Source organism: Pseudomonas tehranensis, from assembly GCF_014268615.1.
Taxonomy (GTDB): Bacteria; Pseudomonadota; Gammaproteobacteria; order Pseudomonadales; family Pseudomonadaceae; genus Aquipseudomonas; species Aquipseudomonas tehranensis.
This window is the reverse complement of record NZ_JABWQV010000004.1, coordinates 50,427-76,758: the sequence shown is the minus strand read 5'-3', so window position 1 is coordinate 76,758 and position 26,332 is coordinate 50,427. Positions and strand designations below refer to the sequence as shown.

Here is a 26,332-nt window from a genome sequence, read left to right as displayed (position 1 = left end):
TCGCGAGCAGGCTCGCTCCCACATTGGTTTGTGGTGCGCTTTGAAACTCAAACCGGCTGCAACTTCTTCTCAAACACCGCCACGCCTTCCAGATCCCGCAACACCACACTCATCTCCCCGCTCTGGCCGTCGATGTTCACCTCGCCAAAGAACTGATACCCGGCAAACGGCGAGGTGTTCTGGGCCGGCGGGGCTTTCTGGAATACCACTTCGGGACCGAACGTCTTGTCCAGAGGGTTGGGCCCGAAGCTGCCGGCATTCAACGGCCCGGCGACAAACTCCCAGAAGGGTTCGAAATCCTGGAACGCGGCCTGTTCCGGGTGGTAATGGTGGGCGGCGCAATAGTGCACGTCAGCGGTGAGCCAGACGTAGTTGCGCACCTGATACTTGCGCAGGTAGCCGAGCAACTCGGCGATCTCCAGTTCCCGGCCCTGGGCCGCGCCCGGATCACCGTTGGCGACCGCTTCCCAGCGCGGCACGCCGGGGCTGACTTCGCCGTCGGGCACGCCCAGGCCGATGGGCATGTCAGCAGCAATGACTTTCCACTGGGCCCGGGACTGCTTCAGTTCGCCCTTGAGCCAGTTCAACTGCTCGCGACCGAGGAAGGGTTTGGCTGCGCCGAGGTTGGCGTCGTTGGCATCGCGGTAGCTGCGCATATCCAGCACGAACACATCCAGCATCGGCCCGTAACTGAGCTTGCGGTAGATCCGCCCGCCGCCGTCGGCCTTCTGCAAGCGCATGGGGGCGTATTCCAACCAGGCCTGCCGCGCACGGCCCACAAGACTGTGGATATCCTTGGTCTGGTAGCGTTCATCCAGTTGCTTGCCCGGCGACCAGTTGTTGACCACCTCATGGTCGTCCCACTGCCAGATCTGCGGCACTTGGGCGTTGAAGCGGCGCACGTTTTCATCCATCAGGTTGTAGCGGTAGTTGCCACGATACTCGTCCAGGGTCTCAGCGACCTTGCTCTTGGCTTCAGTGGTGAGGTTGCGCCAGATGCGCCCGCCTTCGGTGGTGATCTGCGCCGGCACCGGACCGTCGGCGTAGATGGTGTCGCCGCTGTGGATAAAAAAATCCGGCAGGCGCAAGCGCATGGCTTCATAGATGCGCATCCCGCCGATGTCCGGGTTGATCCCGAAGCCCTGGCCGACGGTGTCGCCGCTCCAGACAAACCGAATGTTGCGCTTGAACTGCGGCACGCTACGCAGGTGACCGAGCCAGGGTTCACTGGCGACACCGGTCTGGGCATCTTCAAAATGCACCCGGTAGAAAATCGCCTGATCAGGCGGCAGCCCGGTGAGCTCGACCCGGGCGGTAAAATCGCTGCGGCTGTCGACCAGTGGCGAGACAAAACGCCGCGGGTTGGGCAACTGGCTGCGGGTGTCCCATTCCACCACCATCCGGGCCGGGCGGTCACAGCGGCTCCAGATCATCGCCCGGTCGCCCTGCAAATCGCCAGACTGCACGCCATCGGTGAGCAGCGGGCGATCCTTGACTGAGGCAATCACTGCCGGCGCCAGCCCCGGCAACAACACCCCCGCCCCCACAGCTTGCATCACACGGCGACGGCCCAGGTCGAATTCGCTCATGGTATTTCCCCCAAATGGGGAAACTTAAGCATGGCAGTGTTAATCGGGCGTGACAGGGATCTTGTGAACACCCCAAAACCACTGTGGGAGCGAGCCTGCTCGCGATTGCTGAGTGTCAGGCGACCCATTGTCGACTGATACACCGCTATCGCGAGCAGGCTCGCTCCCACAGGGAATTTTCATTGTTCAAACTAACGTGTTCAGGCCTTGGCCGGCTCCAACGCCATCTCCACCAGTTCCGGCCGCTTGAGCAGCGCATAGGACACCGCCGTCAGCAAACTCCCCGCCACGATCGCCAGCAGATACAACAACGCATGGTTGATGGCGTTAGGGATCAGCATCACGAACAGGCCACCGTGAGGCGCCATCAGTTTGCAGCCGAAGTACATCGACAGCGCACCGGTCAACGCGCCACCGGCGATGCTGGCCGGGATCACCCGCAACGGGTCCTTGGCGGCGAACGGAATCGCCCCTTCGGAGATGAAGCACAGCCCCAGCACCAGCGCCGCTTTACCGGCCTCGCGTTCGGTCTGGGCAAACTTGCGACGGGCGATAAAGGTTGCGATGCCCAGGCCAATCGGCGGCACCATGCCAGCAGCCATGGCCGCCGCCATCGGTGCATAACTCTGCGACGCCAACAGCCCCACGGAAAACGCATAGGCGGCCTTGTTGATCGGCCCGCCAAGGTCGACGCACATCATCGCCCCTAGCAAAACACCCAACAGAATCGCGTTGGTGGTGCCCATGCTGTCGAGGAAATGGGTCAGGCCATCGAGCATGCCCGCCACCGGCTTGCCGACGATGTAGATCATCACCAGACCAGTAAACAGGCTCGCCAGCAGCGGGATAATCAGGATCGGCTTGAGCGCTTCCAGGCTCTGGGGCAGGCGCGCGTAGCGGTTGATTGCCTTGGCCGCGTAACCCGCCAGGAAGCCGGCGATGATCCCGCCGATGAACCCCGCGCCCAAGGTGCTTGCCAGCATCCCGCCAATCATGCCGGGCGCCAGGCCTGGACGGTCAGCGATGGAGTAGGCGATGTAGCCGGCCAGCAACGGCACCATCAGTTTGAACGCGGTGTCGCCGCCGATCTGCATCAGCGCGGCCGCCAGGGTGCCAGGTTCCTTGAAGGCCTCGATGCCGAACACGAACGACAAGGCGATCATCAAACCACCGGCCACCACCATCGGCAGCATGAACGACACCCCGGTGAGCAGGTGTTTGTAGATGCCGGTTTTTTCCGCTTTGGCCGGGCCGCTGGTGCCGCTCGAGGCGCTTTCCTGGCGACCTTCGGCCAACGCTTTGTTCAGCGTGGCTTCGGCTTGCTTCAAGGCGATACCGGTGCCGCAACGGTAGATTTTCTTGCCGGCGAAACGCTCAGTGGCAACTTCGATGTCGGTGGCCAAAAGCACCACGTCAGCTTCGGCGATGGCCTCGGGGCTCAGCGGGTTGCGAGCGCCCACCGAGCCCTGGGTTTCCACCTGCAGGTCGTAACCGAGCTTCTTCGCTGCCTGCTGCAACGCTTCGGCGGCCATGAAGGTATGGGCAACGCCGGTCGGGCAAGCGGTAATGGCGACCAGACGCGGAGCGCGCTCGGCCGCCACCGTCGGCGCCTCTTCCAGCACATCCGACTCGGTAAAAACCTGGGCCTCTTCGGCACCACGGCGCAGCAGCGAGTCAACGTCTTGCAGCGCCTGGGCCGGGGTGCTGCGAAACAGACGCTTGCCAACGAACCGCGACATGTCCACCGGGCCGCTGGCAACCAGCAATACCCATTCAGCCGCGTCCAAGGTTGCGGCCGACAATTGACGTTCAGGATGGGCCGCGTCATGGACTTCGACGCTGGTGCTCCAACCCTGGCGCTGGGCCGCCGCGTCCAGCAGACGGGCGCACAACACACTGGTGACCATACCGTTCGGGCAGGCCGTCACAATGGCTAATTTCATTCTTGCGAACCCTCTTATTGTTCGGTCAGGGGGCGCACGCGCACGCCCTGTTCAAGCGACGCCAGCAACGCGGTGTCATGGATACCAAAACCGATCTGCGTCACGGCCATCGCGGCAATGGCCGTGGCGGTGCGCAAGGTCTGCTGCGGTGTGTCGGCACTGAGCAGGCCATGCAGCATGCCGGCCAGCAGCGAATCGCCGGCCCCCACGGTGCTGGCGACGGTGACCTTGGGCGGCGAAGCATGCAGCGCTGAACCGACACTGAACCAATTCACACCGTCAGCGCCGTGGGAAATCACTACATGCTCAATGCCTTGGGCGTGCAGGCGTTGCGCCGCTTCAGCCTGGGCCAGTTCGCTCACCACCTCGCAACCCAGCGCATCGGCCAGTTCCTCGGTGTTTGGCTTGATCAGCCACGGTCCTGCCGTGAGGGCGACGCGCAAGGCTTCGCCACTGGTGTCGAGAGCCACGTTCAAACCCAGCGTTTTCAAGCGGATAATCAACGCCTGCAACCATCGCGGGCTGACGCCCCGGGGCAGGCTGCCCGCCACCACCACGACATCGTGGCCTGGGGCGATTTGTTCCAGTCGCTCAAGCAACGCTTGCTGCGCGGCGTCATCAATCACCGGGCCTGGACCGTTGAGGTCAGTGATGCGTCCGTCCTGCTCGGCCAGCTTGATGTTGCTGCGAGTCTCCCCGGGCACGCGAATAAAGGCGTCGACAAAACCGCGCTGGGCGAACAGCGTGTCGAACGCCTGGGCGTTGTCTTCACCGAGAAAACCACTGACGGTCACTGTGTGACCGAGGTCAGCCAGCACCTGGGCCACGTTCACGCCCTTGCCGGCGGCGTGGCTGTGCATGGCATCGCTGCGGTTGACCTGACCGGGTTCCAGCCGCGCCAGCTCCACCGTGAGGTCGAGCGCCGGGTTGAGGGTCAAGGTAAGGATCTTGGCCATTACAGCGCCTCCACTAATGCGCGCACGTCATTGGCGCTGCCCACGGCCAAGGCCTCTTGGGCCAGGATTTTCACCTGCGCCAGACTCACTTCGCGCACCCGCGCCTTGACCTCGGCAATGCTGCGAGCCGAAACACTCAGCTCGTCGACGCCCAGGCCCACCAGCACCGGCACCGCCAGCGGATCGGCCGCCAGCTCACCGCACACGCCAACCCATTTGCCATGGGCATGGGCGGCACGCACGGTGATGTCGATCAGTTGCAGCACCGCCGGGTGCAGGCCGTCAGCCTGGGCCGAAAGGGTTGGGTGACCGCGGTCGATGGCCAGGGTGTATTGCGTCAGGTCGTTGGTGCCGACACTGAAGAAGTCGACTTCCTTGGCCAGCACCGGCGCCAGCAGTGCTGCGGATGGCACCTCGATCATGATCCCCAGTTGCAGGTCCGCCACCGGGATCTCCAGACGCAGGCGCTCGGTCATGTCCCGGGCCTGACGCCACTCATCGACGCTGCCGACCATCGGGAACATGATCCGCAACGGACGGTTGTCGGCAGAACGCAACAAGGCGCGCAATTGCGCTTCCATGACTTGCGGGCGCTGCAAAGTCAGGCGAATGCCGCGCACGCCGAGGAACGGGTTTTCTTCTTTCGCGATCGGCCAGTACGGCAGCGGTTTGTCGCCGCCCACATCGAGGGTACGCACCACCAGCGGCCGCCCGCCAAGGCCATCGAGCACCTTGCGGTATTCGGCTTCCTGAGTCGCTTCATCGGGCGCCTGGGTGTGAGCCATGAAAATCAGTTCGGTGCGCAACAGGCCGATGCCTTCGGCGCCCTGCTCCACCGCACTGGCGACACCGGCGCTCTCGCCGATGTTGGCGAATACTTCCACGGCATGGCCGTCACGGGTCAACGCCGGTTGATGACGTTGTTCGGCAGCAACCTTGAGACGTTGCTCGCGGGTGTCGCGCTCTTCGGTGGCCCGTTGCAGCGTGGGCGCGTCGGGGTCCACGTGCAAGCGACCGCGCTGGCCGTCCAACAACAGGGAAGTGCCCGGTGCCAGCAGCAACACCGCCGCCCCGGCCCCCACCAGCGCCGGGATACCCAAGGCTCGGGCGACGATGGCGCTGTGGGCGGTGGCGCCGCCGCGCGCGGTGAGAATCCCCGCTACGCGGGCGGGGTCCAGACGGGCGACGTCGGATGGACCCACTTCGTCCATCACCAGAATGTAAGGTTGCTCGGGTTCGCTCGGGGTTTCGACGCCGCACAATTGCGCCAGCACACGTCGACCGACGTCCCGCAGGTCGGCGGCACGTTCGGCGAGCAGCGCGTCCTGCAACGCTTCCTGCTCTTTGGCAGCCGCTTCGATCACGCCCATCCACGCCGCTTGCGCACTTTCGCCCAGCTTCAAGCGGGTGTCGACCTCGTCGGTCAGCGCCGGATCGTCGAGCATCTCCTGATGGGTGATAAAGATTTCGCGGATGGCCTTGGCCTTGGCGCGTTCGACCAGACCTTCGATATCGCGGCGCACTTGGTTCAAAGCGTTTTGCAGGCGCTCACGCTCGATGGCTGCCGACTCGCCGCGCAACGGATAATCAAAGGCCTGCAACACCTGGATATGGGCCGGGCCGATGGCAATGCCCGGCGCGGCGGCAACGGCCTGGATCAAACTGCCGGACTCCGGCGCTAGCATGACGGTAGCCACTTCGGCCATGGTGGTTTGTTGTGGCGCACTCGGTGGCGGCAGCGGCTCGACTTCTTCGCCAAGACCCTCTTCGATGGCGGCCAGCAGCGCCGGCAAGGCGTCAGCGGCGATGCTCGGTTCGGCGATGAACTCCAGGACCTGGCCGCGACGGGCGCCCAGGCTCAGTAACTTGCTCAGGCTCTTGACCGACACGGCGCTGTCCTGGCCGTCGACGATGCGCACGCGGATCTCGCCTTCGAAGCTTTTCGCCAGTTGCGCGAGGATCTTCGCCGGACGCGCGTGCAAACCATGGGCATTGGCCAGGCCGATGCGGGCGCTGGGCCAATCGGCGGGCAGTTCGCCGCCCAACACTTCCAGGACCTTGCGGCTGCTGGTGGCGCGCCCCAGCTCATGACCGCGACCTTCGATCAACAACGCACAGAGCCTTTCGAGCAAGGCCTGGTGCGCCTCGCCGAGGCTGGCGAGACAGAACAGACCGCTCAAGGGCTGACCGAGGTAACGGATGGGCTTGTCCGGCGTGACGAAGGCCAGGCCCGGACGCTTGACGGTCTGTTCGCTGTGCAGCCACCACAAACCATCGCCCAACGGCAACGCCTCGACCTGCTGCAACACACCGGCAAAGCCGTTGCTCACACAGTCGGCTTGGCGCAGCAGACGGGCACCGCGCCAGACCAACTCTTCGAAATCGTCGGCCGACACGCCAAGACCGATCATCTGCGCATCCAGGGCCAATTCCTGCGGGGCGCCTTGCAACAGCTTCAACAGCGCTTCGGCCGAGCCTGCGCGGCGCAAGGCCTGGCCCAGGTCGGTCTCGCCGAGGGCGCGGGTCAGCAGTTGCAAAAGACGCAAGTGTTCGTCGGACTTGGCCGCGATACCGATCGCCAGGTAAACGATCTGCCCGTCGCCCCAGTCCACACCCTCGGGGAACTGCAACAAACGCACACCGGTTGAGTAAACCAGATCGCGGGTTTGCGGGGTGCCGTGGGGGATGGCAATACCTTGGCCAAGAAAGGTCGAGCCCTGGGCCTCGCGAGCCTGCAAGCCGGCCAGGTAACCCTCGGCTACAAGGCCATCGGCCACCAGTTTGTCAGCGAGCAATTGCAGCGCGGCGTCTTTATCCACAGCCGTCTGGGCCATGGATATCTGCTCTAGAGTGAGCTCGAGCATGCTTTCTCCTTTTTGGCGTCGGGTTGGCGCCAGGTATTGTTTTGAATGAATCAGCTTAGCGTTACAGGACGACTTTTGGCGCTATCGCGGCAGACGGGCCAAAAAATCCTGCTAACCTTGAAAATACGCTTGCTGAAACGTTTAATCTAGAAAGATTGGCACGTTACTCGATAATCTCTCATCCTTGAAGTGCAACTTGTCGCCGCCGTTGCGACAGCAACCGTCATCCTGAATCGGGTAGGATGCCCCTCATTGTCGGGGCAAACTCGAAAAAACAAGGAAAACCGGGTTGAAACTCAGTGATATCGCCCAGTTGGCCGGTGTGTCCGTGACCACCGCCAGCTACGTCATCAATGGCAAGGCCGAACAGCAACGCATCAGCAGCGCTACCGTCGAACGTGTGCGTGCCGTGGTCGAGGAGCATGGCTTCACGCCCAACCCTCAGGCTGCCGGGTTGCGCAGCCGGCATACGCGCACGCTGGGTTTCATCCTGCCGGACCTGGAAAACCCCAGTTACGCCCGCATCGCCAAACTGCTGGAACAGGGTGCCCGAGCGCGGGGCTATCAATTGCTGATCGCCAGCTCCGACGATGCGCCCGAGAGCGAACGGCAACTGTTGCAACTGTTCCGTGCCCGACGCTGCGATGCGCTGATCGTCGCCAGTTGTTTGCCGGCCGGGGACGACAGTTATCGCCAGTTGCAGGCCAAGGGCATTCCGATCATCGCCATCGACCGGGTGATGGAGCCTGCGCACTTCTGCTCGGTGATCAGCGATGACCGCCAGGCCAGCCTGCAACTGACCCGTAGCCTGCTGCAAACCAATCCCCGCCAGATCGCGCTGATCAGCGCCCGGCCCGAATTGAGCATCAGCCAGGAACGCACCGCCGGGTTCAACGAAGCCCTGGCCGGGTTCGAAGGCCAGGTGCTGATCGAGCACGGCGAGTCGTTCAGCCGTGAATGCGGCCGCCAGTTGATGGAAGAATTGCTTGCGCGACTGGGGCACCTGCCTGATGCGTTGATCACCACCTCCTATGTGCTGCTGCAAGGGGTGTTCGACGCCCTGCACGATTTCCCGCTCAAGTCGCGTCCGCTACGGTTGGGCACCTTTGGTGATACGCAACTGCTGGACTTCCTGCCACTGCCGGTCAACGCCATGTCCCAGCAGCATCAACTGATCGCCGACAAGGCCCTGGCGCTAGCCCTGGCCGCCATCGAAAACGATGATTACCAACCCGGTGTGCAGGCCATCGCACGCATGTTCAAGCAGCGCATTCATCAGGGCTGAGCATTCTTCAGGATTGAAGCATGGAACTGATCGATACCCACACCCATCTGGATTTCCCCGACTTCGATGCGGATCGCCCGGCGCTGCTGGCCGAAAGCCGCGCCTTGGGCGTCCGGCAGATGGTCGTGCTGGGGGTGTATCGGGATAACTGGCAACGGGTCTGGGATCTGGCGCAAGGCGACCCGGACCTGTACGCCGCGCTGGGCCTGCATCCGGTGTATCTCGATCAGCACCGCCCCGATGACCTGGGGCAATTGCGCCAATGGCTGATCCGCCTGGCTGGGCATCGGCAGTTGTGTGCGGTGGGGGAAATCGGTCTCGATTACTACATCGAAACCCTGGATCGGGAGCGCCAGCAGGCATTGTTCGAGGCGCAACTGCATCTGGCGGCGGAATTCGAATTGCCGGCGCTGATCCACGTGCGCCGCAGCCATGCCGCCGTGATCGCTACGCTCAAGCGCATGGGCCCCAAGCGCGGGGGGATTATCCACGCCTTCGCCGGCAGTTTTGAGGAGGCTCGCGAGTACATCAAGCTCGGCTTCAAACTCGGCCTCGGTGGCGCCGCCACTTGGCCTCAGGCCCTGCGCATGCATCGGGTACTGGCAAAACTGCCGCTGGACACGGTGGTGCTGGAAACCGATTCGCCGGACATGGCCCCGGCGATGTTCCCCGGCCAACGCAACAGCCCGGCGCATTTGCCGGCCATTTGTGAAGCACTGGCTGGGATTATGTCGGTCAGCCCTGAGCAGTTGGCAGAAGCCAGCACGGCCAACGCCCGAGAACTGTTCAACTGGTAAAAAATGTGGGAGCGAGCCTGCTCGCGATTGCAGAGTGTCAGACAGCCTGCTGCCGACTGATACACCGCTATCGCGAGCAGGCTCGCTCCCACATTGGATAAGCGGTGAGCGCGCTTCTTTAGCTACACCCGAAACGCATTGATCAACTGCTTGAGCTGCACCACCTGGGCGGACAATTCACGGCTGGCGTCCTCGGTCTGGTGCGCGCCTTCGGCGGTGCGTTCACCGGCGCGGTTGATCTCGACGATGTTCTGGTCGATGTCATGGGCCACGGCCGTCTGCTGCTCCACCGCGGCGGCGATCTGCTGGTTCTGGTCGACGATCATACCGACGGCGCCGAGGATATTTTCCAGCGCCTGCTGGACCTTTTCCGACTGCCCCACCGTGCCACTGGCCATTTCATGACTGGTGCCCATGGCTTTGACGGCAGCGCCCACGCCGCCGTGCAGGCGGGTGATCATTTCTTCGATTTCTTCGGTCGATTGCTGGGTGCGCTTGGCCAGGGTCCGCACTTCGTCAGCCACCACCGCGAAACCGCGCCCCTGCTCTCCGGCCCGTGCGGCTTCGATCGCGGCGTTGAGTGCCAGCAGGTTGGTCTGTTCGGCGATGCTCTTGATCACGTCCAGCACACGGCTGATGGCCTGGCTGTCAGTCGCCAGTTGATTGATCACCTGCACCGACTGATCGATCTCGCTGGCCAGGCGCACGATGCTGCTCTGTTGCGACTCCACCAACCCGCGCCCGCTGAGGGTTTCGTCGTTCACGCTGTGGGCGCTACTGACCGCCGCGGCAGCGCTGCGAGCCACTTCCTGGGCGGTGGCCGACATCTGGTTCATCGCCGTGGCGACCAATTCGATCTGGCTGCGCTGGCCGGACACGGCCTGGTTGCTCTGGGCCGACACCGCCTCCACCTGCCCGGCCTGGCGCTCGACCTCGGCAACGGTCCGGCCGACCTGTTCGATCAGGTCATGGATCTTCGCCACCGTGCCATTGAACACTTCACCCAACTCCCCCAACTCATCCTTGCTGCGCGCCACGAAGTTGACTGTCATGTCGCCCGCTGCGACTTTGTCCATCATCTCGCCGAGATGTTTGAGGGTGGTGCGGGTCGAGGCGTAGAAGCCGGCGTACAGGTAAAAGATCAGCAGGAATACAGCGACCAGCGCCACCGCTTGCAGCACCATGTGGCTGCGGTTCTGCTCCAGGCGATGCTGCAACTGAATGTCCAGAAAACCCAGGGTCACATCGTTCAGTTGGTAGGTCTGCTCCATGAGGCTGCTGACCTGCTCGTAAAACGGCAGCCAGGGTGCATCCAGCGTGTCGGCCATCACCACCTGCTCTTCGATCAGTTCTCCGGCTTTCTTCAGGGTCGCCTTGCTGCCTTGGGCCTGGGTGGCAAGCGCCTGCTCGGCCGCCTTGCTGGAACCCAGGGCGTCCTGGAGCTTGAGGTCGTATTCACCCTGCAGCTTTTCGATTTGCCCCAGCAACTCGTCGAACCGGGTGCTCGACGCCGAATTGAGAAAGCCCAGGCCCAGAGACGCAGCGCCCAGCGCACGGCCTTCACCCAGGGTTTGGGTAACGTTGGGGGTCACGCCGATGATCAATTCGCTCAGTTGGCGGATGTCGCCCTGATTGTCGCGGCTCAGGCCAGCCTGGCTGGCGATGATTTGACTGAACATCTGCGCGCTATTGAGCAGCTTGCCGATCAGTGCGCTTTTGCTTTGCAGGGAGCGCTCGGCCTGCTGGGCCTTGAAAGCGGCAATCATTTCGTCGCGCTTGGCAGCGAACGCGCTGACCTGTTCAGGATCGACGGCCATGGCGTTCAAGCTCTGCAACCGCGCCAAGACCTGTTTTTCAAGGGTGCCGATCTTCGCCTCCACGTCCCCGGCCTTGCCGGACTGACCGAGGCTGGCATTGATCTGCACCAGATTGTTCAGGGTTTCCAGGTCGCGCCGTAGGGTCAGGCTGTTGCCCAGCAGATCGAGGCTTTGCAGCTCCACTTGCGTGCCCTGGAATTCGCGATAGGACTCGCGCACCAAAAAGAAATTGGTCACCAGCATCGGCAGCAGGAACAACACGCTGATCAAGCTGAACTTCATGCCGAAGCTCAGGCGGTTCATCAGCGCGACGGCGGGCCAGAGCAAACTCTTCACAAGGAAGTCTCCCGGTTGTATTTCTTGTTTTTATGGGCAGGCGCACAGAGACAGCAGATAGCCACTATTTGGGCGCTGTCCCTGTATAGCCTAAATCGGCGGGAAGATTTGTAACTTAAGGTTAACGACGAGCCGTGGCACGGTTCTTGTGGCGAGGGGATTTATCCCCGCTGGGGCGCGAAGCGGCCCCTAGCTATCTTAAAGCCCGCAATCAATGGGGCTGCTGCGCATCCCAGCGGGGATAAATCCCCTCGCCACAGAGCGTGCGCTCGCCTAAGCCAGCAGCGTCCACAACGCAAACCCGGCATACCAGAGCACCGCCGCACGCAACAACAGCTCCCATAGCCGATCCAGGCTGTTGATGCCGTCCGGCCCGGCAACAGGGTCGGGAATCTCACCGGCCACCAGCCCGACCTTGCCGATCAGGTCTGCCGCGCTGATGTTCCAGTTCAGCAACTCATGCAGCATGACCCGGCTGACTGCTACGAAGTTGCCCACCAGGGCGAAGCTTGCGGTCAGCAGCCGCACCGGCACCCAATCGAAGGCATGACGCAGTTGCGTCGCCCGCTCCGCCACACCGGGGTTCTGACTGTGCTCGGCGGCCAGCGCCAGCAGGCGATAGCTCAGCGCCGCCACCGGCCCCAGCAGGAAATACCAGAAAATCACCGCAAAAAAACTCTGATAAGCCTGCCACAGCAGATGCCCCTGGACCCGCTCTAGCAACTGCTCGCCACTATCGGCCTCAATATTCAGATCGCGCTTGGCCACATGGTCGGCCGCTTGCAGGTCTTCCCGCCGCCAGGCGTCACGAAACGGCCCCAGGTCAGCGAGCAGATCCCCTCGACCGAGGCTGTAAATCACCACCAGCAGATGCACCGGCAAAGCCAGCAGACCATAGGCCACCGGTTCCAACACCCACAACAACAGAGCCAACAGCGCCACCGGCAGCAGGATCAGCACAATCAGCACCAGCCAGGGCCGGTTGACCCAGCGCGGGCCAGTCTCGAGTTTGTTCAGTTCGCGCAGCCAACCGCCGTCACGCTGGACCCGATGGCGCAACGCCGAGAACTTCTCGATCCAGATCGCCAGCAGCAGTACCAGAAAACTCATTGCCCTTCCCCTTCTGTCAGGGCCGCGCGGTAGCGCACCCAGTCGAATGCCGGTCCCGGATCGGTCTTGCGACCCGGAGCGATGTCGCTGTGCCCGCAGATGCGCTGCAGCGTGATCGCCTTGAACGCCGCCTGCAACTGCCGGGTCAGGCAGACCAAGGCGGCATATTGCACGTCAGTGAAGGGCAGATCATCGGTGCCTTCCAGCTCGATGCCCAGGGAAAAATCGTTGCACGTCTCCCGCCCTTCAAAGCACGAAACGCCCGCGTGCCAGGCACGATCCAGACAGGAAACAAACTGGGTAACCGCGCCGTCACGCTCGATCAGAAAATGCGCAGACACTCGCAGATCGGCGATACCGGCAAAATAGGGATGTTGCGTGACATCCAGACGATTCTGGAAAAACTCCTGCACCTTGCCCGTGGAAAACTGTGCCGGCGGCAGGCTGATGTTGTGGATCACCAGCAGTGAAATTTCGCCCTCGGGGCGCGCATTGAAGTTGGGTGATGGGCAATGCCGCACGCCATCGCACCAACCACTGGCGGGGTCCAACTGCATACAGGTTCCTTCGATGACGTCAGTGAATGCCGCCAGTATGCCGCGATCGGCCCTGGCTGTGCGATCACTTGCCGCGATTGAGCTGACGCAGATTGCCCAGCACCGATTCCAGCGCCCGGTCGAACAGCAAAGTGTCGTCCAACAGACGCGCCGTGCTCCGGCGAAACTCCAGGGCCAGGCTGGTGCGGCTGTGCTCCAGCACTTTAAGGCCGGTGCGGTTGACGAAGACGTATTTGCCGGTGGCCTCGATGATCGCCGCCAGTTTGCAACGCAAGCTGTTGTCATCGTCCTCCTGGAACTCAACCCAGCTTCCCAATCGCAACTGATCGACCTGAAGCAGGCCCACATCATCGGCCGGCAGGTGCACCGCAGTGTCCTCCGAAGCCTTTTGAGCGGTGCGCAGGACAACTTTCTCCGAGACCAGGACCATGGCCGGCGAATTTAACGACTGGGTTTGTTCCGTTGCCTGTCCCATGCGTTCGAGGGCCAGCACGTGGAGGGTTTCCAGCTCGCTGAAAAATTCGCTGGTGGCAAACGGGTCGAACGCCGAACGGCTCAGGCCTTCACGCAAGGCTTTGAGCAACTGCGGCACTATCGTCAGCAAACGCAGGCCGGCATCCGGTTCTTCGTGAGGCTGAACGCTCCAGATCAGTTGTTCCAGCGTCAAAACGTCGGCCTGCCACTCGGCTGAATATTTGCCGTGCTTGAAGCAGGTCAGCAATAACACCTGGCTCCAGGCGTGCTGCACGAACTCCACCACCGCCTGCGGCAACACTTTGCCCAGCATGACCTGGTTCAGCACGCCTTCAACGCGCAGGCGCGCCAATTCGGCCTTGGCCCGACCTTCTTCGGCGTCACGAATGCGCTGTTCGAGCAGTTCGCTGCGACGTCTTTCATCGCTGGTGAAGGCGAGGAAATCGGCCAGCAATTCAGAGAAGATCGCCGGATCATCGACAAAATCATTCAACAACCGCTGCACCACCTGTTCAATGCGCAGATAGAGGCTGTCGCGCTGATGGTCGTCGCAATCGCCCCAGCCCGTGGCAGCAGCGGCGATTTCATTGAGCAGCCGACGGGCCGGATGATTGCCCCGGCTGAAAAAGCTCTTGTCCTGCACCGCAACCTTGAGCATCGGAATCTGCAGACGACCGATCAACGCCTTGAAGGAGTCCGGCAGGTTATGGTCGTCGAGAATGAATTCAAACATCATCGAGATCAGGTTGATCACGTCTTCATCGGCGTCGTCGACCACCCGCGACTTGCCGCTTCGCACGCTCACCCGGGTCAGCAGTTGCTCGAGCTGGCTGCGCAGGTCGAACTCATCCTCGATGGCTGGCGCCGGCACGTACTGCTGCAAATGGGAAAGCAGGCGCAGCAAATCACGGGTCGAGATCGGCTGGGCCGGTGCGCTGGCCTCCAGGGTCGGCGCCACACTGCCACGTACCTGCATCAATAGTTTCTGCAACGCAGCAAACACTTCCTGCACGCTGTCATCGACTTCGGCAGCCTTGGGGCCGGCACTTTCAGTCTTGGTACGCGGGGCGTCATCGGTGCGATCCGAGGCCCGTCGCGATGGTGAAATCTTGAGATCCGGCAGGATGCCCGTAGCGGCCAGCAACTGGTTGGCCTCGGTATACAGTTGATCGCACTCGCTGAGCACATAGCGCTCGAACAATTTGAGCAGGATCAGCTTGACCTTGATCTCCACCCCCAGGTTGCGACCGGCCTGTAGAAAATTTTCACACAGCAGCGCCGGGCTCAAAGGGTTCTGCTGGTTTGCCAGCGGCCTGGTCAACAGGACGCTGAGCCGCGCCGTCAGTTGCTCAAGAGCCACGCTATCGCGACTGAGCACGCGGGTGACCATGGCCTCCACCGCCAGATGACGCTCCAGGTCATCATGCGTGCGCTGAGCCTGAGGGCCGCCGGCCTGCGCCGGCACCAAAGTGGCTTGGGTTGGATCGTATTGGGCGAGGCTGACGAACGCTTCGAAAAACTGCTCGATAAATTCGCGCTCAATGCTTTTGCGCTTGAGGCGCAAGTCCCGCATGGCTTCGAAGAACAAGTTCTGATCGACATCATTGCGCGCCCGATCGGCCATTTCAAACAGCGTGTCGTCGGCATTGTCGAACAGCCCCTGCAAGCCAAGGCGCAACTGCTGGGCGGCCTTGTCGCGCACCTGAAGCAGAATCACAGGCAGGCGGGCGAGCGGCGAACGGTTCGCCTGATCGGTAGAAGCCTTGTGCAAGGGCACTACATTCCCGTCGTTGTGCATCCTGGTCTCCTGAAAGGGTGCGCTTGCGCCCAAAACGTCAAAGCCATGACGTCAATCGAAAGGCGGATTATCTGGTAAAAGAACCCGGTCATGCCAGCAGACTCTGTGACCCAGGTCGAAATACTCCGCAATAAGTGACCAAACAATCGGGGAAATGTTGCGAGGATGCGACCAAATGCAGGTTTCAATGCCTGGCGCAGACGTCCGGCGCTGCCACCCATAAGGAACATTGTTTGTGAGACAAGCCACTGGCCCTATAATCGGGCCACTTTGTTTGTGGAGCCCGTTATGCCGAATCTACGTCTCGCCGATCTGACCGCCGAAATCGAGGCTAACGTGCGCCGCGCGTTGCTCGAAGACATCGGCAGCGGCGACATCACCGCGCAACTGATCCCCGCCGAACGCCTGGCCAAAGCCACCATCATTACCCGGGACACCGCGGTCATCAGCGGCACGGCCTGGGTCGATGCCGTGTTCCGGCAACTGGACCCGCGCGTCGCCGTGCATTGGCAAGTGCGCGATGGCGACCGGGCAAGCCCCGACCAGGCGCTGTTCCACCTCGAAGGCCCGGCCCGCTCGCTGCTCACCGGCGAACGCAGCGCGCTGAACTTTCTGCAGATGCTTTCTGGCGTGGCCACCCGGGCCCGCTACCTGGCCGACTTTGTTGCCGACACCCAGGTCAAGCTGCTGGATACTCGCAAAACCCTCCCTGGGTTGCGCCTGGCCCAGAAGTACGCCGTCACCTGCGGCGGCTGCCATAATCACCGCATCGGCCTCTACGATGCCTTCCTGATCAAGGAAAACCACATCGCCGCCTGCGGCGGCATCGCCCAGGCCATTGCCGCCGCCCACAAGATCGCCCCGGGCAAACCGGTGGAAATCGAAGTGGAAAGCCTGGCCGAATTGAAAGAAGCGCTGGCGGCCAATGCCGACATCATCATGCTCGACGAACTGAGCCTGGATGACATGCGCGAAGCCGTGCGCCTGAACGGCGGCAAAGCGAAGCTGGAGGCCAGCGGCGGGATCAACGAAAGCACGTTGCGCCCGATTGCCGAGACCGGGGTGGACTACATCTCGATCGGGGCAATGACCAAGGATGTGAAAGCGGTGGACCTGTCGATGCGGCTCAGTCTCTGAGCAGCTTCAAGGCTCAAGCTGCAAGCTTCAAGCGGTGTGACGCTTGTCTTGCAGCTTGTAGCTTGTAGCTGCTCTCAAACTACAAGATTATTCATCTCGCAGTATTCATCCCATTCCACACCCAGCACCTCGGCCGCTTCCTTGTGCAAGGCAAGGCGCTGTTCCTCGAACTCTTCAGGTGTGCTGGTGTACTTGAGCGTCAACTCCCAAGGCTGTAACCCCTGGGCTTCGGCCTCATCCTCAAACGCCCATTGGATCTGGTCTTTCTGATCGTCGGCGGACAAGTCCTTGATCTCTTCGAGCAACTGGGGCGCATCCAGCACGTATTTCTTCAGCGCCTCTTCGTGCCTGGCTTCCTGGGTCAATTCTTTAACGGTCATGGCGTTCTCGCTGATCTTGGGAATGGAAGATGGATCTGGATCATCAAGGATCTCTCTGCCGCAGAAACCGTTACAAGCCCGGTTTTCCTGGCCTTCAGAACCATTCGGGGATCATCTGAAAACTGCTTGGCGATGCTCGTGCAACCACGAATATAGGATGTTTTGCCGATGATTTACACGGCTCTTTACATCTATCCCACAAAAAACAGTTGCGCAAGGTGCGCAGGAAGCTGGGAACATATGTCATAACATCCAGTCATAGCCATGTGCCACATCAGCATTTCACAAGGAACCCAGTGATGCGCAGTTTTTCCAAGCTTCCCTCTACCCGGCTTGCGACCGCCACCTTGCTGCTCGGCAGCCTGACAATGGCCAGCCTTGCTCAAGCCGCTGTCGAAGCCACCTCCGACTTGCCGTTGGCGTCCGACACAATTCCTGCTCTTCGTAACTCATTTGATAAGGACATACTCGTCAAGACCAACATCAGCGTAGGGGCCTTGGAAAACCTGCCAAAAACGGTGAAGGACAACGCCGCCGAACTGGAAAATCAAAAGCGCACCCTCCACGAGCAAGCTCGCCAGATTGAGGAGCTCAAGCGCAACAGTGGGACCAGTTCCAACTCCAGCGGTAAGGAGATTGAGGATCTCAAGCGCACGCTCAAGGACCAGGAAAGCGATCTGAAAGACCTTGCCAAGCAAGTGGAAGAACTCAAGCGCAACAGCGGCTCCAACTCGAGCTCGAACAACAGCGAAATTTCGTCCCTGAAACGGGAACTCAGCGATCAGGATCGCGAGATGGATCAGCTCAAACGCACTGTCGATGAACTGAGCAGAAAAGTGAAATAGCGAGGGGAGATGGTGCCCGAGACAGGAATCGAACCTGCGACCTTCGCGTTACGAGTGCGCTGCTCTACCGACTGAGCTACACGGGCGGTGGCTAAACCTAGCATCGTCCCTTGCGGCCAGGCAACCCGCGACACAGGGATTTTCGCCGCACAGCAAAACGCCCCGAACCAGTCGGGGCGTTTGCTTGTTCAGCGACTAAGCGAGGGAGTGATTAAACGCCCGACGCCTTGGCTGCCGCTACGTCCTTGATGGACAGCTTGATACGGCCGCGGTTGTCCACGTCCAGTACCAGCACTTCCACTTCCTGACCTTCTTTGAGGATATCGGTCACTTTCTCGACGCGAGCATCGCTCAGCATGGAGATGTGAACCAGACCGTCCTTGCCCGGCAGGATGTTGACGAACGCGCCGAAGTCGACGATGCGCTCAACCTTGCCCACGTAGATCTTGCCGATCTCGGCTTCTGCGGTGATGCCCAGGACGCGCTGACGTGCTGCTTCTGCCGCTTCCTTGGTTTCGCCGAAGATCTTGATCGAGCCGTCGTCTTCGATGTCGATCGAAGCCTTGGTCTCTTCACAGATCGCACGGATGGTCGCGCCGCCTTTACCGATGACATCACGGATTTTGTCGGTGTCGATTTTCATCGCGATCATGGTCGGGGCGTTTTCCGACAACTCGGTACGCGACTGACCAATGATCTGGTTCATCTGGCCGAGGATGTTCAGGCGCGCTTCCAGGGCTTGGCCCAGGGCGATTTCCATGATCTCTTCGGTGATGCCCTTGATCTTGATGTCCATCTGCAGTGCGGTCACGCCTTTGGCGGTACCGGCCACTTTGAAGTCCATGTCGCCCAGGTGGTCTTCGTCACCCAGGATGTCGGTCAGGACGGCGAACTTCTCGCCTTCTTTCACCAGACCCATGGCGATACCGGCAACCGGGGCCTTCATCGGCACACCGGCGTCCATCAGGGCCAGGGAAGCGCCGCAGACCGAAGCCATGGAGCTCGAACCGTTGGACTCGGTGATTTCCGATACCACACGAATGGTGTACGGGAACACGTCAGCGGCTGGCAGCATGGCCTGGACCGAACGACGGGCCAGACGGCCGTGACCGATTTCGCGACGACCGGCGCCACCCATGCGACCACACTCGCCCACCGAGAACGGAGGGAAGTTGTAGTGCAGCATGAACGGGTCTTTTTTCTCGCCTTCCAGGGTGTCCAGCAGTTGCGCGTCACGGGCGGTGCCCAGTGTTGCAACGACCAGGGCCTGGGTTTCGCCACGGGTGAACAGCGCCGAACCGTGGGTCTTTGGCAGAACGCCGACTTCAATGTTCAAAGGACGCACGGTGCGAGTGTCGCGACCGTCGATACGTGGCTTGCCGTTGACGATGTTTTCGCGAACGGTGCGGTATTCGATTTCACCGAAAGCGGCTTTGACTTCAGCGGCAGTCGGCTGGCCTTCTTCACCGGACAGCTTGGCAACCACCTGGTCTTTCAGCTCGCCCAGGCGCGCATAACGATCGGCCTTGACGGTGATGGTGTAAGCCTGGGAGATTGCTTCGCCGAACTCGGCACGGATCGCGCCCAGCAGTTCGGTGGCTTCGGCTTGTGGAGCCCAGGTCCAGGTTGGCTTGGCGGCTTCGGCAGCCAGTTCCTTGACGGCGTTGATCACCACCTGGAACTCGTCGTGGGCGAACAGTACGGCGCCCAGCATCTGGTCTTCGGTCAGCTCTTTGGCTTCGGATTCAACCATCAGCACGGCTTCGGAAGTACCGGCCACGACCATGTCCAGGCTCGAAGCTTTCAGTTGCTCGTAGGTCGGGTTCAGCAGGTAACCGGTGCTTTCGTGGAACGCAACGCGGGCAGCGCCGATCGGACCATCGAAAGGAATGCCGGAGATCGCCAGCGCAGCCGAAGTACCGATCATCGCTGCGATGTCCGGATCGGTCTTCTTGCTGGTGGAAACGACGGTGCAGACAACCTGCACTTCGTTCATGAAACCTTCAGGGAAAAGCGGACGGATCGGACGGTCGATCAGTCGGGAAGTCAGGGTTTCCTTCTCGGAAGGACGGCCTTCGCGCTTGAAGAAACCGCCAGGGATCTTACCGGCAGCGTAAGTCTTTTCCTGGTAGTGGACAGACAGAGGGAAGAAGCCCTTGCCTGGATCGGCTTGCTTGGCACCGACAACGGTCACCAATACGCTGACGTCGTCGTCAACGGTGACCAGCACTGCGCCGGAGGCCTGACGGGCGATACGGCCAGTCTCGAGGGTAACGGTCGACTGACCGAACTGGAATTTTTTGATTACCGGGTTCACGGTGTCCTACCTTCTTTGTGGCTCTTGGGGAACTTGTCTTCTTGCGAAATTCTTGGGCAGTGCGGGGAATCGGCCCAACGACTGTCCAGATAAAACTTGAGGCTGGGAGCCTGCCGGCTGCCGGCGCAAAACGCAGGCAACAGGCAGACAACCAACCTCATAGCGCAATCGCTGATTAGCGACGCAGACCCAGGCGACCGATCAAGGTGCTGTAACGACTTACGTCCTTACCCTTGAGGTAATCCAGCAGCTTACGACGCTGGTTTACCATGCGGATCAGACCACGACGGGAGTGGTGATCTTTACCGTTGGCCTTGAAGTGACCCTGCAGTTTGTTGATGTTGGCGGTCAGCAGTGCAACTTGCACTTCTGGCGAACCAGTATCACCAACAGCTTGCTGGTAGTCGGTCACGATCTGAGCTTTTTCTTCAACGCTGAGTGCCATGTGGCTTTCCTCTTGTAAGGTACCGTTCCCAAGGAAACCGTACCAACAGGCCAGGGACAAATCCCTGTATCTATAAATGAGTAGTGACCGTGCCTGTTAACAGCCACACTCGCCAACCTGCTGTTACACAGGCTGGTTCCGGTCATTCCGACCGAATCAGTCGACGCGGCGCAATGCGCCCGTCTTCGCTCACTTCACCGATACCGATGAAGCGGCCATTGTGATCCTGTACCCGTACCATGCCGAACTTCGGTGCATCCGGGGCACGTACCGGTTGGCCGTTGAGCCAGTAGAACGCGCTGTGCTCGGAGAACTGCAACAGTGGCCAGTCCAGCAGGCCGCTGTCCGATGGCATCAGGAAGCGGTCGACCGCTTCGTTGCCGCCTTCGGCATGTACCGCTTCGAGCTCTTCCAGCGTGACCGTCTGGGCCAGCGTGAAAGGTCCGGCCTGGGTCCGTCGCAGTTCGGCCACGTACGCACCACAGCCGAGCTTTTCACCGATATCCTCCACCAGGGTCCGGATATAGGTGCCCTTGCTGCAATCGACTGCCAGCCGCGCAGTATTACCGTCAAAGGCCAGCAATTCCAAGCGCGCAATAGTAACAGAACGCGGTTCACGCTCCACTACTTCGCCTGCACGGGCCAGCTTGTATAACGGCTGGCCATCACGCTTGAGAGCAGAGTACATCGGCGGTATCTGGCTGATTTGGCCGCGAAAACCCGGCAACACAGCCTCGATATCAGCCTGACCAACGGTCACCGGCCGCTCCAGCAACACCTCACCTTCGGCGTCCGCCGTGGTGGTGGTCTTGCCCAGTTGCGCCAGGGTTTCATAACCCTTGTCGGAATCGAGCAGGTACTGGGAGAACTTGGTCGCCTCACCAAAACACAGCGGCAGCACGCCGGTGGCCAGCGGATCGAGGCTGCCGGTGTGCCCGGCTTTCTCGGCATTGAGCAGCCAGCGAACCTTCTGCAACGCCGCGTTGGAGGTGAACCCCAGCGGTTTGTCGAGCAGGATGATGCCGCTGACGTTACGGCGGATACGTTTGACCTGAGCCACCATTTACTCCTTGGTGTCTTCGGGTTCAGCCGCAACCGGGTGCTGACTGTCTTCAGCCACGGCGCGCTCGATCAGGGCCGACAGATGCGCGCCCCGCACGACGCTTTCGTCGTAGTGGAAGTGCAACTGTGGAACGCTGCGCAACTTCATCTCCCGGGCCAACTGCATACGCAGGAAACCGGCAGCCGAGTTGAGCACCTTGATGCTTTGGGCGATTTCTTCGGCGCTGTCCTGCCCCATCACGGTGATGAAAATCTTTGCATGACCGACGTCACGGCTGACTTCCACTGCGGTAATGGTGACCAGGCCGACGCGCGGGTCTTTGACTTCGCGACGGATCAGTTGGGCCAGCTCGCGCTGCATCTGATCGCCGATTCGTTGGGTACGGCTATATTCTTTTGCCATGTCTTGTTACCTGTTACTGCCCCACGGTCAAACCCGTGAGGTCTGAAAGCGGCAAACGCCCGGCCTGACAAAAGCCAGACCGGGCGTTGCGTTTAGAGTCCGCCTGAGTGGCAGCGCATGTTCATGCGGCTGCCCAGTACGGCTCTTGAAGTACGCGAGTCAGAGGCTGCGAGCAACCTGGACCTTCTCGAAGACTTCGATCTTGTCGCCGACCTTGACGTCGTTGTAGCTCTTGACGCCAATACCGCATTCCATGCCGGCACGGACTTCCGAAGCGTCATCCTTGAAGCGGCGCAGGGATTCCAGCTCGCCTTCGAAGATAACGATGTCTTCACGCAGTACACGGATTGGACGGTTACGGTGAACGACACCTTCGATCACCATGCAACCGGCGATCGCGCCAAACTTCGGCGAACGGAACACGTCACGCACTTCAGCGGTACCCAGGATGTTCTCGCGAACATCGCTGCCCAGCATACCGGTCAGGGCTTTCTTGACGTCTTCGATGATGTCGTAGATCACGTTGTAGTAACGCATATCCAGACCTTCCTGCTCGACGATCTTGCGAGCGCCGGCATCGGCACGCACGTTGAAGCCAAACAGTACAGCGTTGGAGGCCAGTGCCAGGTTGGCGTCGGACTCGGTGATACCACCGACACCGCCACCGACCACGCGCACTTGCACTTCGTCGTTACCCAGGCCATTCAAGGCGCCGTTCAACGCTTCCAGCGATCCACGGACGTCGGATTTGAGGACGATGTTGAGCGTCTTCTTCTCTTCCTGGCCCATGTTCTCGAAGATGTTTTCCAGCTTGCCAGCGTGAGCACGGGCCAGTTTGACTTCGCGGAACTTGCCTTGACGGAACAGAGCCACTTCACGGGCTTTCTTCTCGTCAGCCACAACGCTCATCTCGTCGCCAGCGTCCGGAGTGCCGTCCAGGCCGAGAATCTCGACCGGGATAGCAGGACCTGCTTCCTTGATGGGCTTGCCGTTCTCGTCGAGCATGGCGCGCACGCGGCCATAGTTCGAACCGACCAGCACCATGTCGCCCTGGCGCAGGGTACCGTCTTGAACCAGAACGGTCGCAACCGGGCCACGGCCCTTGTCGAGACGGGATTCGACGACCACACCGCGGCCAGGAGCCGAAGGTGTAGCGGTCAGTTCCAGAACCTCGGCTTGCAACAGAACGGCTTCGAGCAGTTCGTCAACGCCGGTACCCATTTTCGCGGAAACCGGTACGAATGGAGTATCGCCACCCCACTCTTCGGAAGTCACGCCGTGAACCGACAGTTCGCTACGGATGCGATCGAGATCGGCGCCCGGCTTATCGATCTTGTTCACCGCAACCACCAGAGGGACGCCAGCTGCCTTGGCATGCTGAACAGCTTCGATGGTTTGTGGCATCACGCCGTCGTCCGCTGCGACCACCAGGATCACGATGTCGGTCGCTTTGGCACCACGAGCACGCATTGCGGTAAACGCAGCGTGACCCGGGGTGTCGAGGAACGTCACCATGCCGCGGTCGGTTTCAACGTGGTAGGCGCCGATGTGCTGGGTGATACCACCCGCCTCGCCTGCCGCAACCTTCGCACGACGGATATAGTCGAGCAGGGAGGTTTTACCGTGGTCAACGTGGCCCATTACGGTCACGACCGGCGCACGGGAAACCGCCTCACCTTCAAACTTCAGGGACTCGGCCAGGGAATCTTCCAGGGCAGTGTCGCTGACCAGGGTCACTTTGTGGCCCAGCTCTTCGGCAACCAGTTGGGCAGTTTCCTGATCCAGTACCTGGTTGATGGTGGCCGGCGTACCCAGCTTGAACATGAACTTGATGATTTCAGCAGCCTTGACCGACATCTGCTGGGCCAGATCGCCCACAGTGATGGTCTCGCCGATCTTCACTTCACGCACGACGGGGCCGGTAGGGCTCTGGAAACCGTGGGCGTTGCGCTTCTTCAGCTTGGCCTTGCCGCGACCGCCACGACGGAAGCCATCGCTTTCTTCGTCGGTGGTACGTGGCGCAACGCGTGGCGCTGGCGCCTTTTCCTTGACCGAAGCACGATGAGGAGCGTTTTTGCGCTCGCCATCGCCACTGCCCCGACGGTTGTCGTCGGCACGTGGCTTGTCCGGACGACGCTGTTCGTCGCGCTTGCGAGTATCGGCCGCAGGTGCTGGAGCTGCTGCCAGGACCGGCGCGCTTTCACGCACGGGTTCGGCTGCCGGGGCTGGAGCCGCAACGGCTTCGGCCGGAGCGGATTGCGCAGCAGCAGGCTGGCGACGCGCTTCTTCTTCGGCGCGACGCTTGGCTTCTTCTTCAGCCTTCTGACGTGCAGCATTTTCTACTGCGCGACGTTCTTCCAGTTCGCGTTTGCGCTCGGCTTCGATTTCTTCCGGGCTGCGCTGTACGAAGACTTTCTTCTTGCGTACTTCAACGCTGATGCTTTTGCTACCGGCAACACGCAGGGTGCTGGTGGTTTTACGCTGCAGAGTGATCTTGCGCGGTTCTTCCACTTTCGCCTTGTGACTGCTCTTCAAGTGAGTCAGCAGGGACTGCTTCTCACTGTCGGTCACATGTTCCTCGGCGGCGGTGTGCGGCAGACCTGCCTCACGCATCTGCTGCAACAGGCGCTCTACCGGTGTTTTGACCTCATCGGCCAGTTGTTTCACCGTGACTTGCGTCATGCACTTCTCTCCTCAGGCCGCGCCTAATTACTCGAACCAGTGGGCTCGGGCGGCCATGATCAACTTGCCGGCACGATCATCGTCAATGCCGTCGATGTCGAGCAGATCGTCAATAGACTGCTCGGCCAGGTCTTCGCGGGTAATTACGCCGCGCACCGCCAGTTCCATCGCCAAATCCTTGTCCATGCCCTCAAGCGAGAGCAGGTCTTCGGCCGGATGGGCGTCTGCCAGCTTTTCCTCAGTAGCGATGGCTTTGGTCAACAAACGATCCTTGGCCCGAGCGCGAAGCTCGTTGACGATGTCCTCGTCAAAGCCGTCGATGTTGAGCATTTCCTCCACCGGTACGTAGGCAATCTCTTCCAGGCTGGTAAAGCCTTCATCCACCAGCACCTGCGCCAGTTCTTCATCGACTTCAAGCTCTTCGATGAAGTTGCGCAGGATATCGCCGGTTTCAGCTTGCTGCTTAGCCTGGATGTCCGATTCGGTCATCACGTTCAGTGTCCAGCCAGTCAATTGGCTAGCCAGACGCACGTTCTGACCACCGCGACCGATGGCCTGAGCGAGATTGTCTGCGCCAACGGCGATGTCCATTGCATGGGCATCTTCGTCGACGATAATTGCCGCCACTTCAGCAGGCGACATGGCGTTGATCACGAACTGAGCCGGGTTGTCGTCCCACAGGACGATATCCACACGCTCGCCGCCCAACTCGCCGGATACGGCCTGGACACGCGAACCACGCATGCCAATGCAGGCACCTTGCGGGTCGATGCGCTTGTCCTTGGAGCGGACCGCGATCTTGGCACGCGAACCCGGATCACGGGAGGCGGCCATTACTTCGATCAGGCCTTCAGCAATTTCCGGCACTTCGATGCGGAACAACTCGATCAGCATTTCCGGCGCGGTACGCGACAGGATCAGCTGCGGGCCCCGGTTCTCGGTGCGGATTTCCTTGAGCAGCGCACGCAGTCGCACGCCAACCCGGAAAGTTTCGCGAGATATGATGTCTTCACGGGCCAGCAACGCTTCGGCGTTGTTGCCCAGATCGACGATCACGTTGTCGCGGGTGACTTTTTTCACGGTGCCGGAGATGATTTCCCCCAGGCGCTCGCGATAAGCATCGACGACTTGCGCACGCTCGGCTTCGCGAACTTTCTGCACGATGACCTGCTTGGCGGTCTGCGCAGCAATACGACCGAACTCGATGGATTCGATCTTTTCTTCGACTACATCACCTACCTTGGCGCCAGGATGCGTTTCTGCAACCTTGCTTGGCCAGGTTTCGATAGCCGGATCGTCCAGGTCGGCTTCTTCGACTACCGTCCAGCGACGGAAAGTCTCATAGGCACCGGTGTGGCGATTGATTTCCACACGCAAATCAACTTCGTCTTCAAACCGCTTCTTGGTAGCAGTGGCCAGGGCCAGCTCCAGCGCTTCAAAAATAACGTTAGCCGGTACGCCCTTTTCATTGGATACCGACTCAACAACCAGCAGTACTTCTTTGCTCATCGTACGCCTCGCCTTTCGCAAGCCAT

General features: G+C 60.9%; 19 protein-coding genes and 1 tRNA gene. 4 read left to right on the top strand and 16 right to left on the bottom strand.

The features are described 5' to 3' along the window. Window positions 1-47 precede the first annotated feature (47 nt). The 4 genes from HU811_RS02630 to ptsP form a co-directional block, all read right to left on the bottom strand. The gene (locus HU811_RS02630) at window positions 48-1,589 is read right to left on the bottom strand and encodes an alkaline phosphatase D family protein (protein WP_186653762.1); all 1,542 of its coding nucleotides are present in this window, start codon (window positions 1,587-1,589) and stop codon (window positions 48-50) included. A 200-nt stretch (window positions 1,590-1,789) separates the two neighbouring features. Continuing rightward, window positions 1,790-3,532: a PTS fructose-like transporter subunit IIB gene (locus HU811_RS02625; RefSeq protein ID WP_186653761.1), complete on the bottom strand. Its 1,743-nt coding sequence runs from the start codon at window positions 3,530-3,532 to the stop codon at window positions 1,790-1,792. A 14-nt stretch (window positions 3,533-3,546) separates the two neighbouring features. Next, on the bottom strand, window positions 3,547-4,488 hold the full coding sequence (gene pfkB, locus HU811_RS02620; RefSeq protein WP_186653760.1) for a 1-phosphofructokinase: 942 nt from the start codon (window positions 4,486-4,488) through the stop codon (window positions 3,547-3,549). Beyond that, complete coding sequence (gene ptsP / locus HU811_RS02615) at window positions 4,488-7,352, bottom strand: phosphoenolpyruvate--protein phosphotransferase (RefSeq protein WP_186653759.1); 2,865 nt, start codon at window positions 7,350-7,352, stop codon at window positions 4,488-4,490. The genes pfkB and ptsP overlap by 1 nt, the downstream gene beginning before the upstream one ends. Window positions 7,353-7,641: 289 nt before the next feature. On the opposite strand from ptsP, the gene cra reads away from it, so the two are divergent. Continuing rightward, window positions 7,642-8,637 carry a catabolite repressor/activator gene (cra, locus tag HU811_RS02610; protein ID WP_186653758.1) on the top strand — a complete coding sequence of 332 codons (996 nt, stop codon included), beginning with the start codon at window positions 7,642-7,644 and terminating at the stop codon, window positions 8,635-8,637. 20 nt (window positions 8,638-8,657) lie between these two features. Continuing rightward, window positions 8,658-9,434: a TatD family hydrolase gene (locus HU811_RS02605; protein ID WP_186653756.1), complete on the top strand. Its 777-nt coding sequence runs from the start codon at window positions 8,658-8,660 to the stop codon at window positions 9,432-9,434. A gap of 122 nt (window positions 9,435-9,556) precedes the next feature. On the opposite strand, the gene HU811_RS27700 is transcribed toward HU811_RS02605, so the two are convergent. From HU811_RS27700 to HU811_RS02585, 4 genes are all read right to left on the bottom strand, one after another. Continuing rightward, window positions 9,557-10,261 carry a methyl-accepting chemotaxis protein gene (locus HU811_RS27700; protein WP_373685061.1) on the bottom strand — a complete coding sequence of 235 codons (705 nt, stop codon included), beginning with the start codon at window positions 10,259-10,261 and terminating at the stop codon, window positions 9,557-9,559. 1,599 nt (window positions 10,262-11,860) lie between these two features. After that, entirely contained in the window at window positions 11,861-12,697 is an 837-nt protein-coding gene (ampE, locus tag HU811_RS02595) for a regulatory signaling modulator protein AmpE (protein WP_092394254.1), read from the bottom strand. Next, window positions 12,694-13,254, bottom strand: a complete 561-nt coding sequence (gene ampD, locus HU811_RS02590) for a 1,6-anhydro-N-acetylmuramyl-L-alanine amidase AmpD (RefSeq protein ID WP_186653752.1) — start codon at window positions 13,252-13,254, stop codon at window positions 12,694-12,696. The genes ampE and ampD overlap by 4 nt, the downstream gene beginning before the upstream one ends. 64 nt (window positions 13,255-13,318) lie before the next feature. After that, window positions 13,319-15,526: a DUF1631 domain-containing protein gene (locus tag HU811_RS02585; RefSeq protein WP_186653749.1), complete on the bottom strand. Its 2,208-nt coding sequence runs from the start codon at window positions 15,524-15,526 to the stop codon at window positions 13,319-13,321. A gap of 288 nt (window positions 15,527-15,814) precedes the next feature. Between HU811_RS02585 and nadC the strand changes: the two genes are divergently transcribed. Further along, window positions 15,815-16,663 (top strand): carboxylating nicotinate-nucleotide diphosphorylase, encoded by an 849-nt coding sequence (gene nadC / locus HU811_RS02580; protein ID WP_092394263.1) that lies wholly within the window; start codon window positions 15,815-15,817, stop codon window positions 16,661-16,663. A gap of 74 nt (window positions 16,664-16,737) precedes the next feature. On the opposite strand, the gene HU811_RS02575 is transcribed toward nadC, so the two are convergent. Next, window positions 16,738-17,043 carry a DUF6388 family protein gene (locus tag HU811_RS02575; RefSeq protein ID WP_092394266.1) on the bottom strand — a complete coding sequence of 102 codons (306 nt, stop codon included), beginning with the start codon at window positions 17,041-17,043 and terminating at the stop codon, window positions 16,738-16,740. A gap of 299 nt (window positions 17,044-17,342) precedes the next feature. Between HU811_RS02575 and HU811_RS02570 the strand changes: the two genes are divergently transcribed. Then, window positions 17,343-17,888 (top strand): hypothetical protein, encoded by a 546-nt coding sequence (locus HU811_RS02570; protein ID WP_186653763.1) that lies wholly within the window; start codon window positions 17,343-17,345, stop codon window positions 17,886-17,888. Between the two features lie 10 nt (window positions 17,889-17,898). On the opposite strand, the gene HU811_RS02565 is transcribed toward HU811_RS02570, so the two are convergent. From HU811_RS02565 to nusA, 7 genes are all read right to left on the bottom strand, one after another. Beyond that, window positions 17,899-17,974: transfer RNA gene (locus tag HU811_RS02565), tRNA-Thr, on the bottom strand. A gap of 125 nt (window positions 17,975-18,099) precedes the next feature. Beyond that, a complete protein-coding gene (pnp, locus tag HU811_RS02560) occupies window positions 18,100-20,205 on the bottom strand; it encodes a polyribonucleotide nucleotidyltransferase (RefSeq protein WP_047229052.1) in 2,106 nt (701 codons plus the stop codon). Between the two features lie 175 nt (window positions 20,206-20,380). Beyond that, entirely contained in the window at window positions 20,381-20,650 is a 270-nt protein-coding gene (gene rpsO, locus HU811_RS02555; RefSeq protein ID WP_024684882.1) for a 30S ribosomal protein S15, read from the bottom strand. Window positions 20,651-20,792: 142 nt separating this feature from the next. Then, window positions 20,793-21,710 carry a tRNA pseudouridine(55) synthase TruB gene (gene truB, locus HU811_RS02550; RefSeq protein WP_076383530.1) on the bottom strand — a complete coding sequence of 306 codons (918 nt, stop codon included), beginning with the start codon at window positions 21,708-21,710 and terminating at the stop codon, window positions 20,793-20,795. Window positions 21,711-21,713: 3 nt separating this feature from the next. Further along, window positions 21,714-22,115, bottom strand: coding sequence for a 30S ribosome-binding factor RbfA (rbfA, locus tag HU811_RS02545; protein ID WP_003177871.1), 402 nt, complete (start codon window positions 22,113-22,115; stop codon window positions 21,714-21,716). Between the two features lie 159 nt (window positions 22,116-22,274). Beyond that, window positions 22,275-24,797 carry a translation initiation factor IF-2 gene (gene infB, locus HU811_RS02540; protein WP_092394272.1) on the bottom strand — a complete coding sequence of 841 codons (2,523 nt, stop codon included), beginning with the start codon at window positions 24,795-24,797 and terminating at the stop codon, window positions 22,275-22,277. 27 nt (window positions 24,798-24,824) lie between these two features. Beyond that, on the bottom strand, window positions 24,825-26,306 hold the full coding sequence (gene nusA / locus HU811_RS02535) for a transcription termination factor NusA (protein WP_047229054.1): 1,482 nt from the start codon (window positions 26,304-26,306) through the stop codon (window positions 24,825-24,827). Window positions 26,307-26,332 lie beyond the last annotated feature (26 nt).

What these genes read in the sequence shown, in the direction of transcription:
- HU811_RS02630 (WP_186653762.1), bottom strand. Translation starts at nt 1,589, where the DNA reads ATGAGCGAATTCGACCTGGGCCGTCGCCGTGTGATGCAAGCTGTGGGG.
- HU811_RS02625 (WP_186653761.1), bottom strand. Translation starts at nt 3,532, where the DNA reads ATGAAATTAGCCATTGTGACGGCCTGCCCGAACGGTATGGTCACCAGT.
- pfkB (WP_186653760.1), bottom strand. Translation starts at nt 4,488, where the DNA reads ATGGCCAAGATCCTTACCTTGACCCTCAACCCGGCGCTCGACCTCACG.
- ptsP (WP_186653759.1), bottom strand. Translation starts at nt 7,352, where the DNA reads ATGCTCGAGCTCACTCTAGAGCAGATATCCATGGCCCAGACGGCTGTG.
- HU811_RS02605 (WP_186653756.1), top strand. Translation starts at nt 8,658, where the DNA reads ATGGAACTGATCGATACCCACACCCATCTGGATTTCCCCGACTTCGAT.
- HU811_RS27700 (WP_373685061.1), bottom strand. Translation starts at nt 10,261, where the DNA reads ATGTCGGCCACCGCCCAGGAAGTGGCTCGCAGCGCTGCCGCGGCGGTC.
- ampE (WP_092394254.1), bottom strand. Translation starts at nt 12,697, where the DNA reads ATGAGTTTTCTGGTACTGCTGCTGGCGATCTGGATCGAGAAGTTCTCG.
- ampD (WP_186653752.1), bottom strand. Translation starts at nt 13,254, where the DNA reads ATGCAGTTGGACCCCGCCAGTGGTTGGTGCGATGGCGTGCGGCATTGC.
- HU811_RS02585 (WP_186653749.1), bottom strand. Translation starts at nt 15,526, where the DNA reads ATGCACAACGACGGGAATGTAGTGCCCTTGCACAAGGCTTCTACCGAT.
- nadC (WP_092394263.1), top strand. Translation starts at nt 15,815, where the DNA reads ATGCCGAATCTACGTCTCGCCGATCTGACCGCCGAAATCGAGGCTAAC.
- HU811_RS02575 (WP_092394266.1), bottom strand. Translation starts at nt 17,043, where the DNA reads ATGACCGTTAAAGAATTGACCCAGGAAGCCAGGCACGAAGAGGCGCTG.
- HU811_RS02570 (WP_186653763.1), top strand. Translation starts at nt 17,343, where the DNA reads ATGCGCAGTTTTTCCAAGCTTCCCTCTACCCGGCTTGCGACCGCCACC.
- rpsO (WP_024684882.1), bottom strand. Translation starts at nt 20,650, where the DNA reads ATGGCACTCAGCGTTGAAGAAAAAGCTCAGATCGTGACCGACTACCAG.
- rbfA (WP_003177871.1), bottom strand. Translation starts at nt 22,115, where the DNA reads ATGGCAAAAGAATATAGCCGTACCCAACGAATCGGCGATCAGATGCAG.
- infB (WP_092394272.1), bottom strand. Translation starts at nt 24,797, where the DNA reads ATGACGCAAGTCACGGTGAAACAACTGGCCGATGAGGTCAAAACACCG.
- nusA (WP_047229054.1), bottom strand. Translation starts at nt 26,306, where the DNA reads ATGAGCAAAGAAGTACTGCTGGTTGTTGAGTCGGTATCCAATGAAAAG.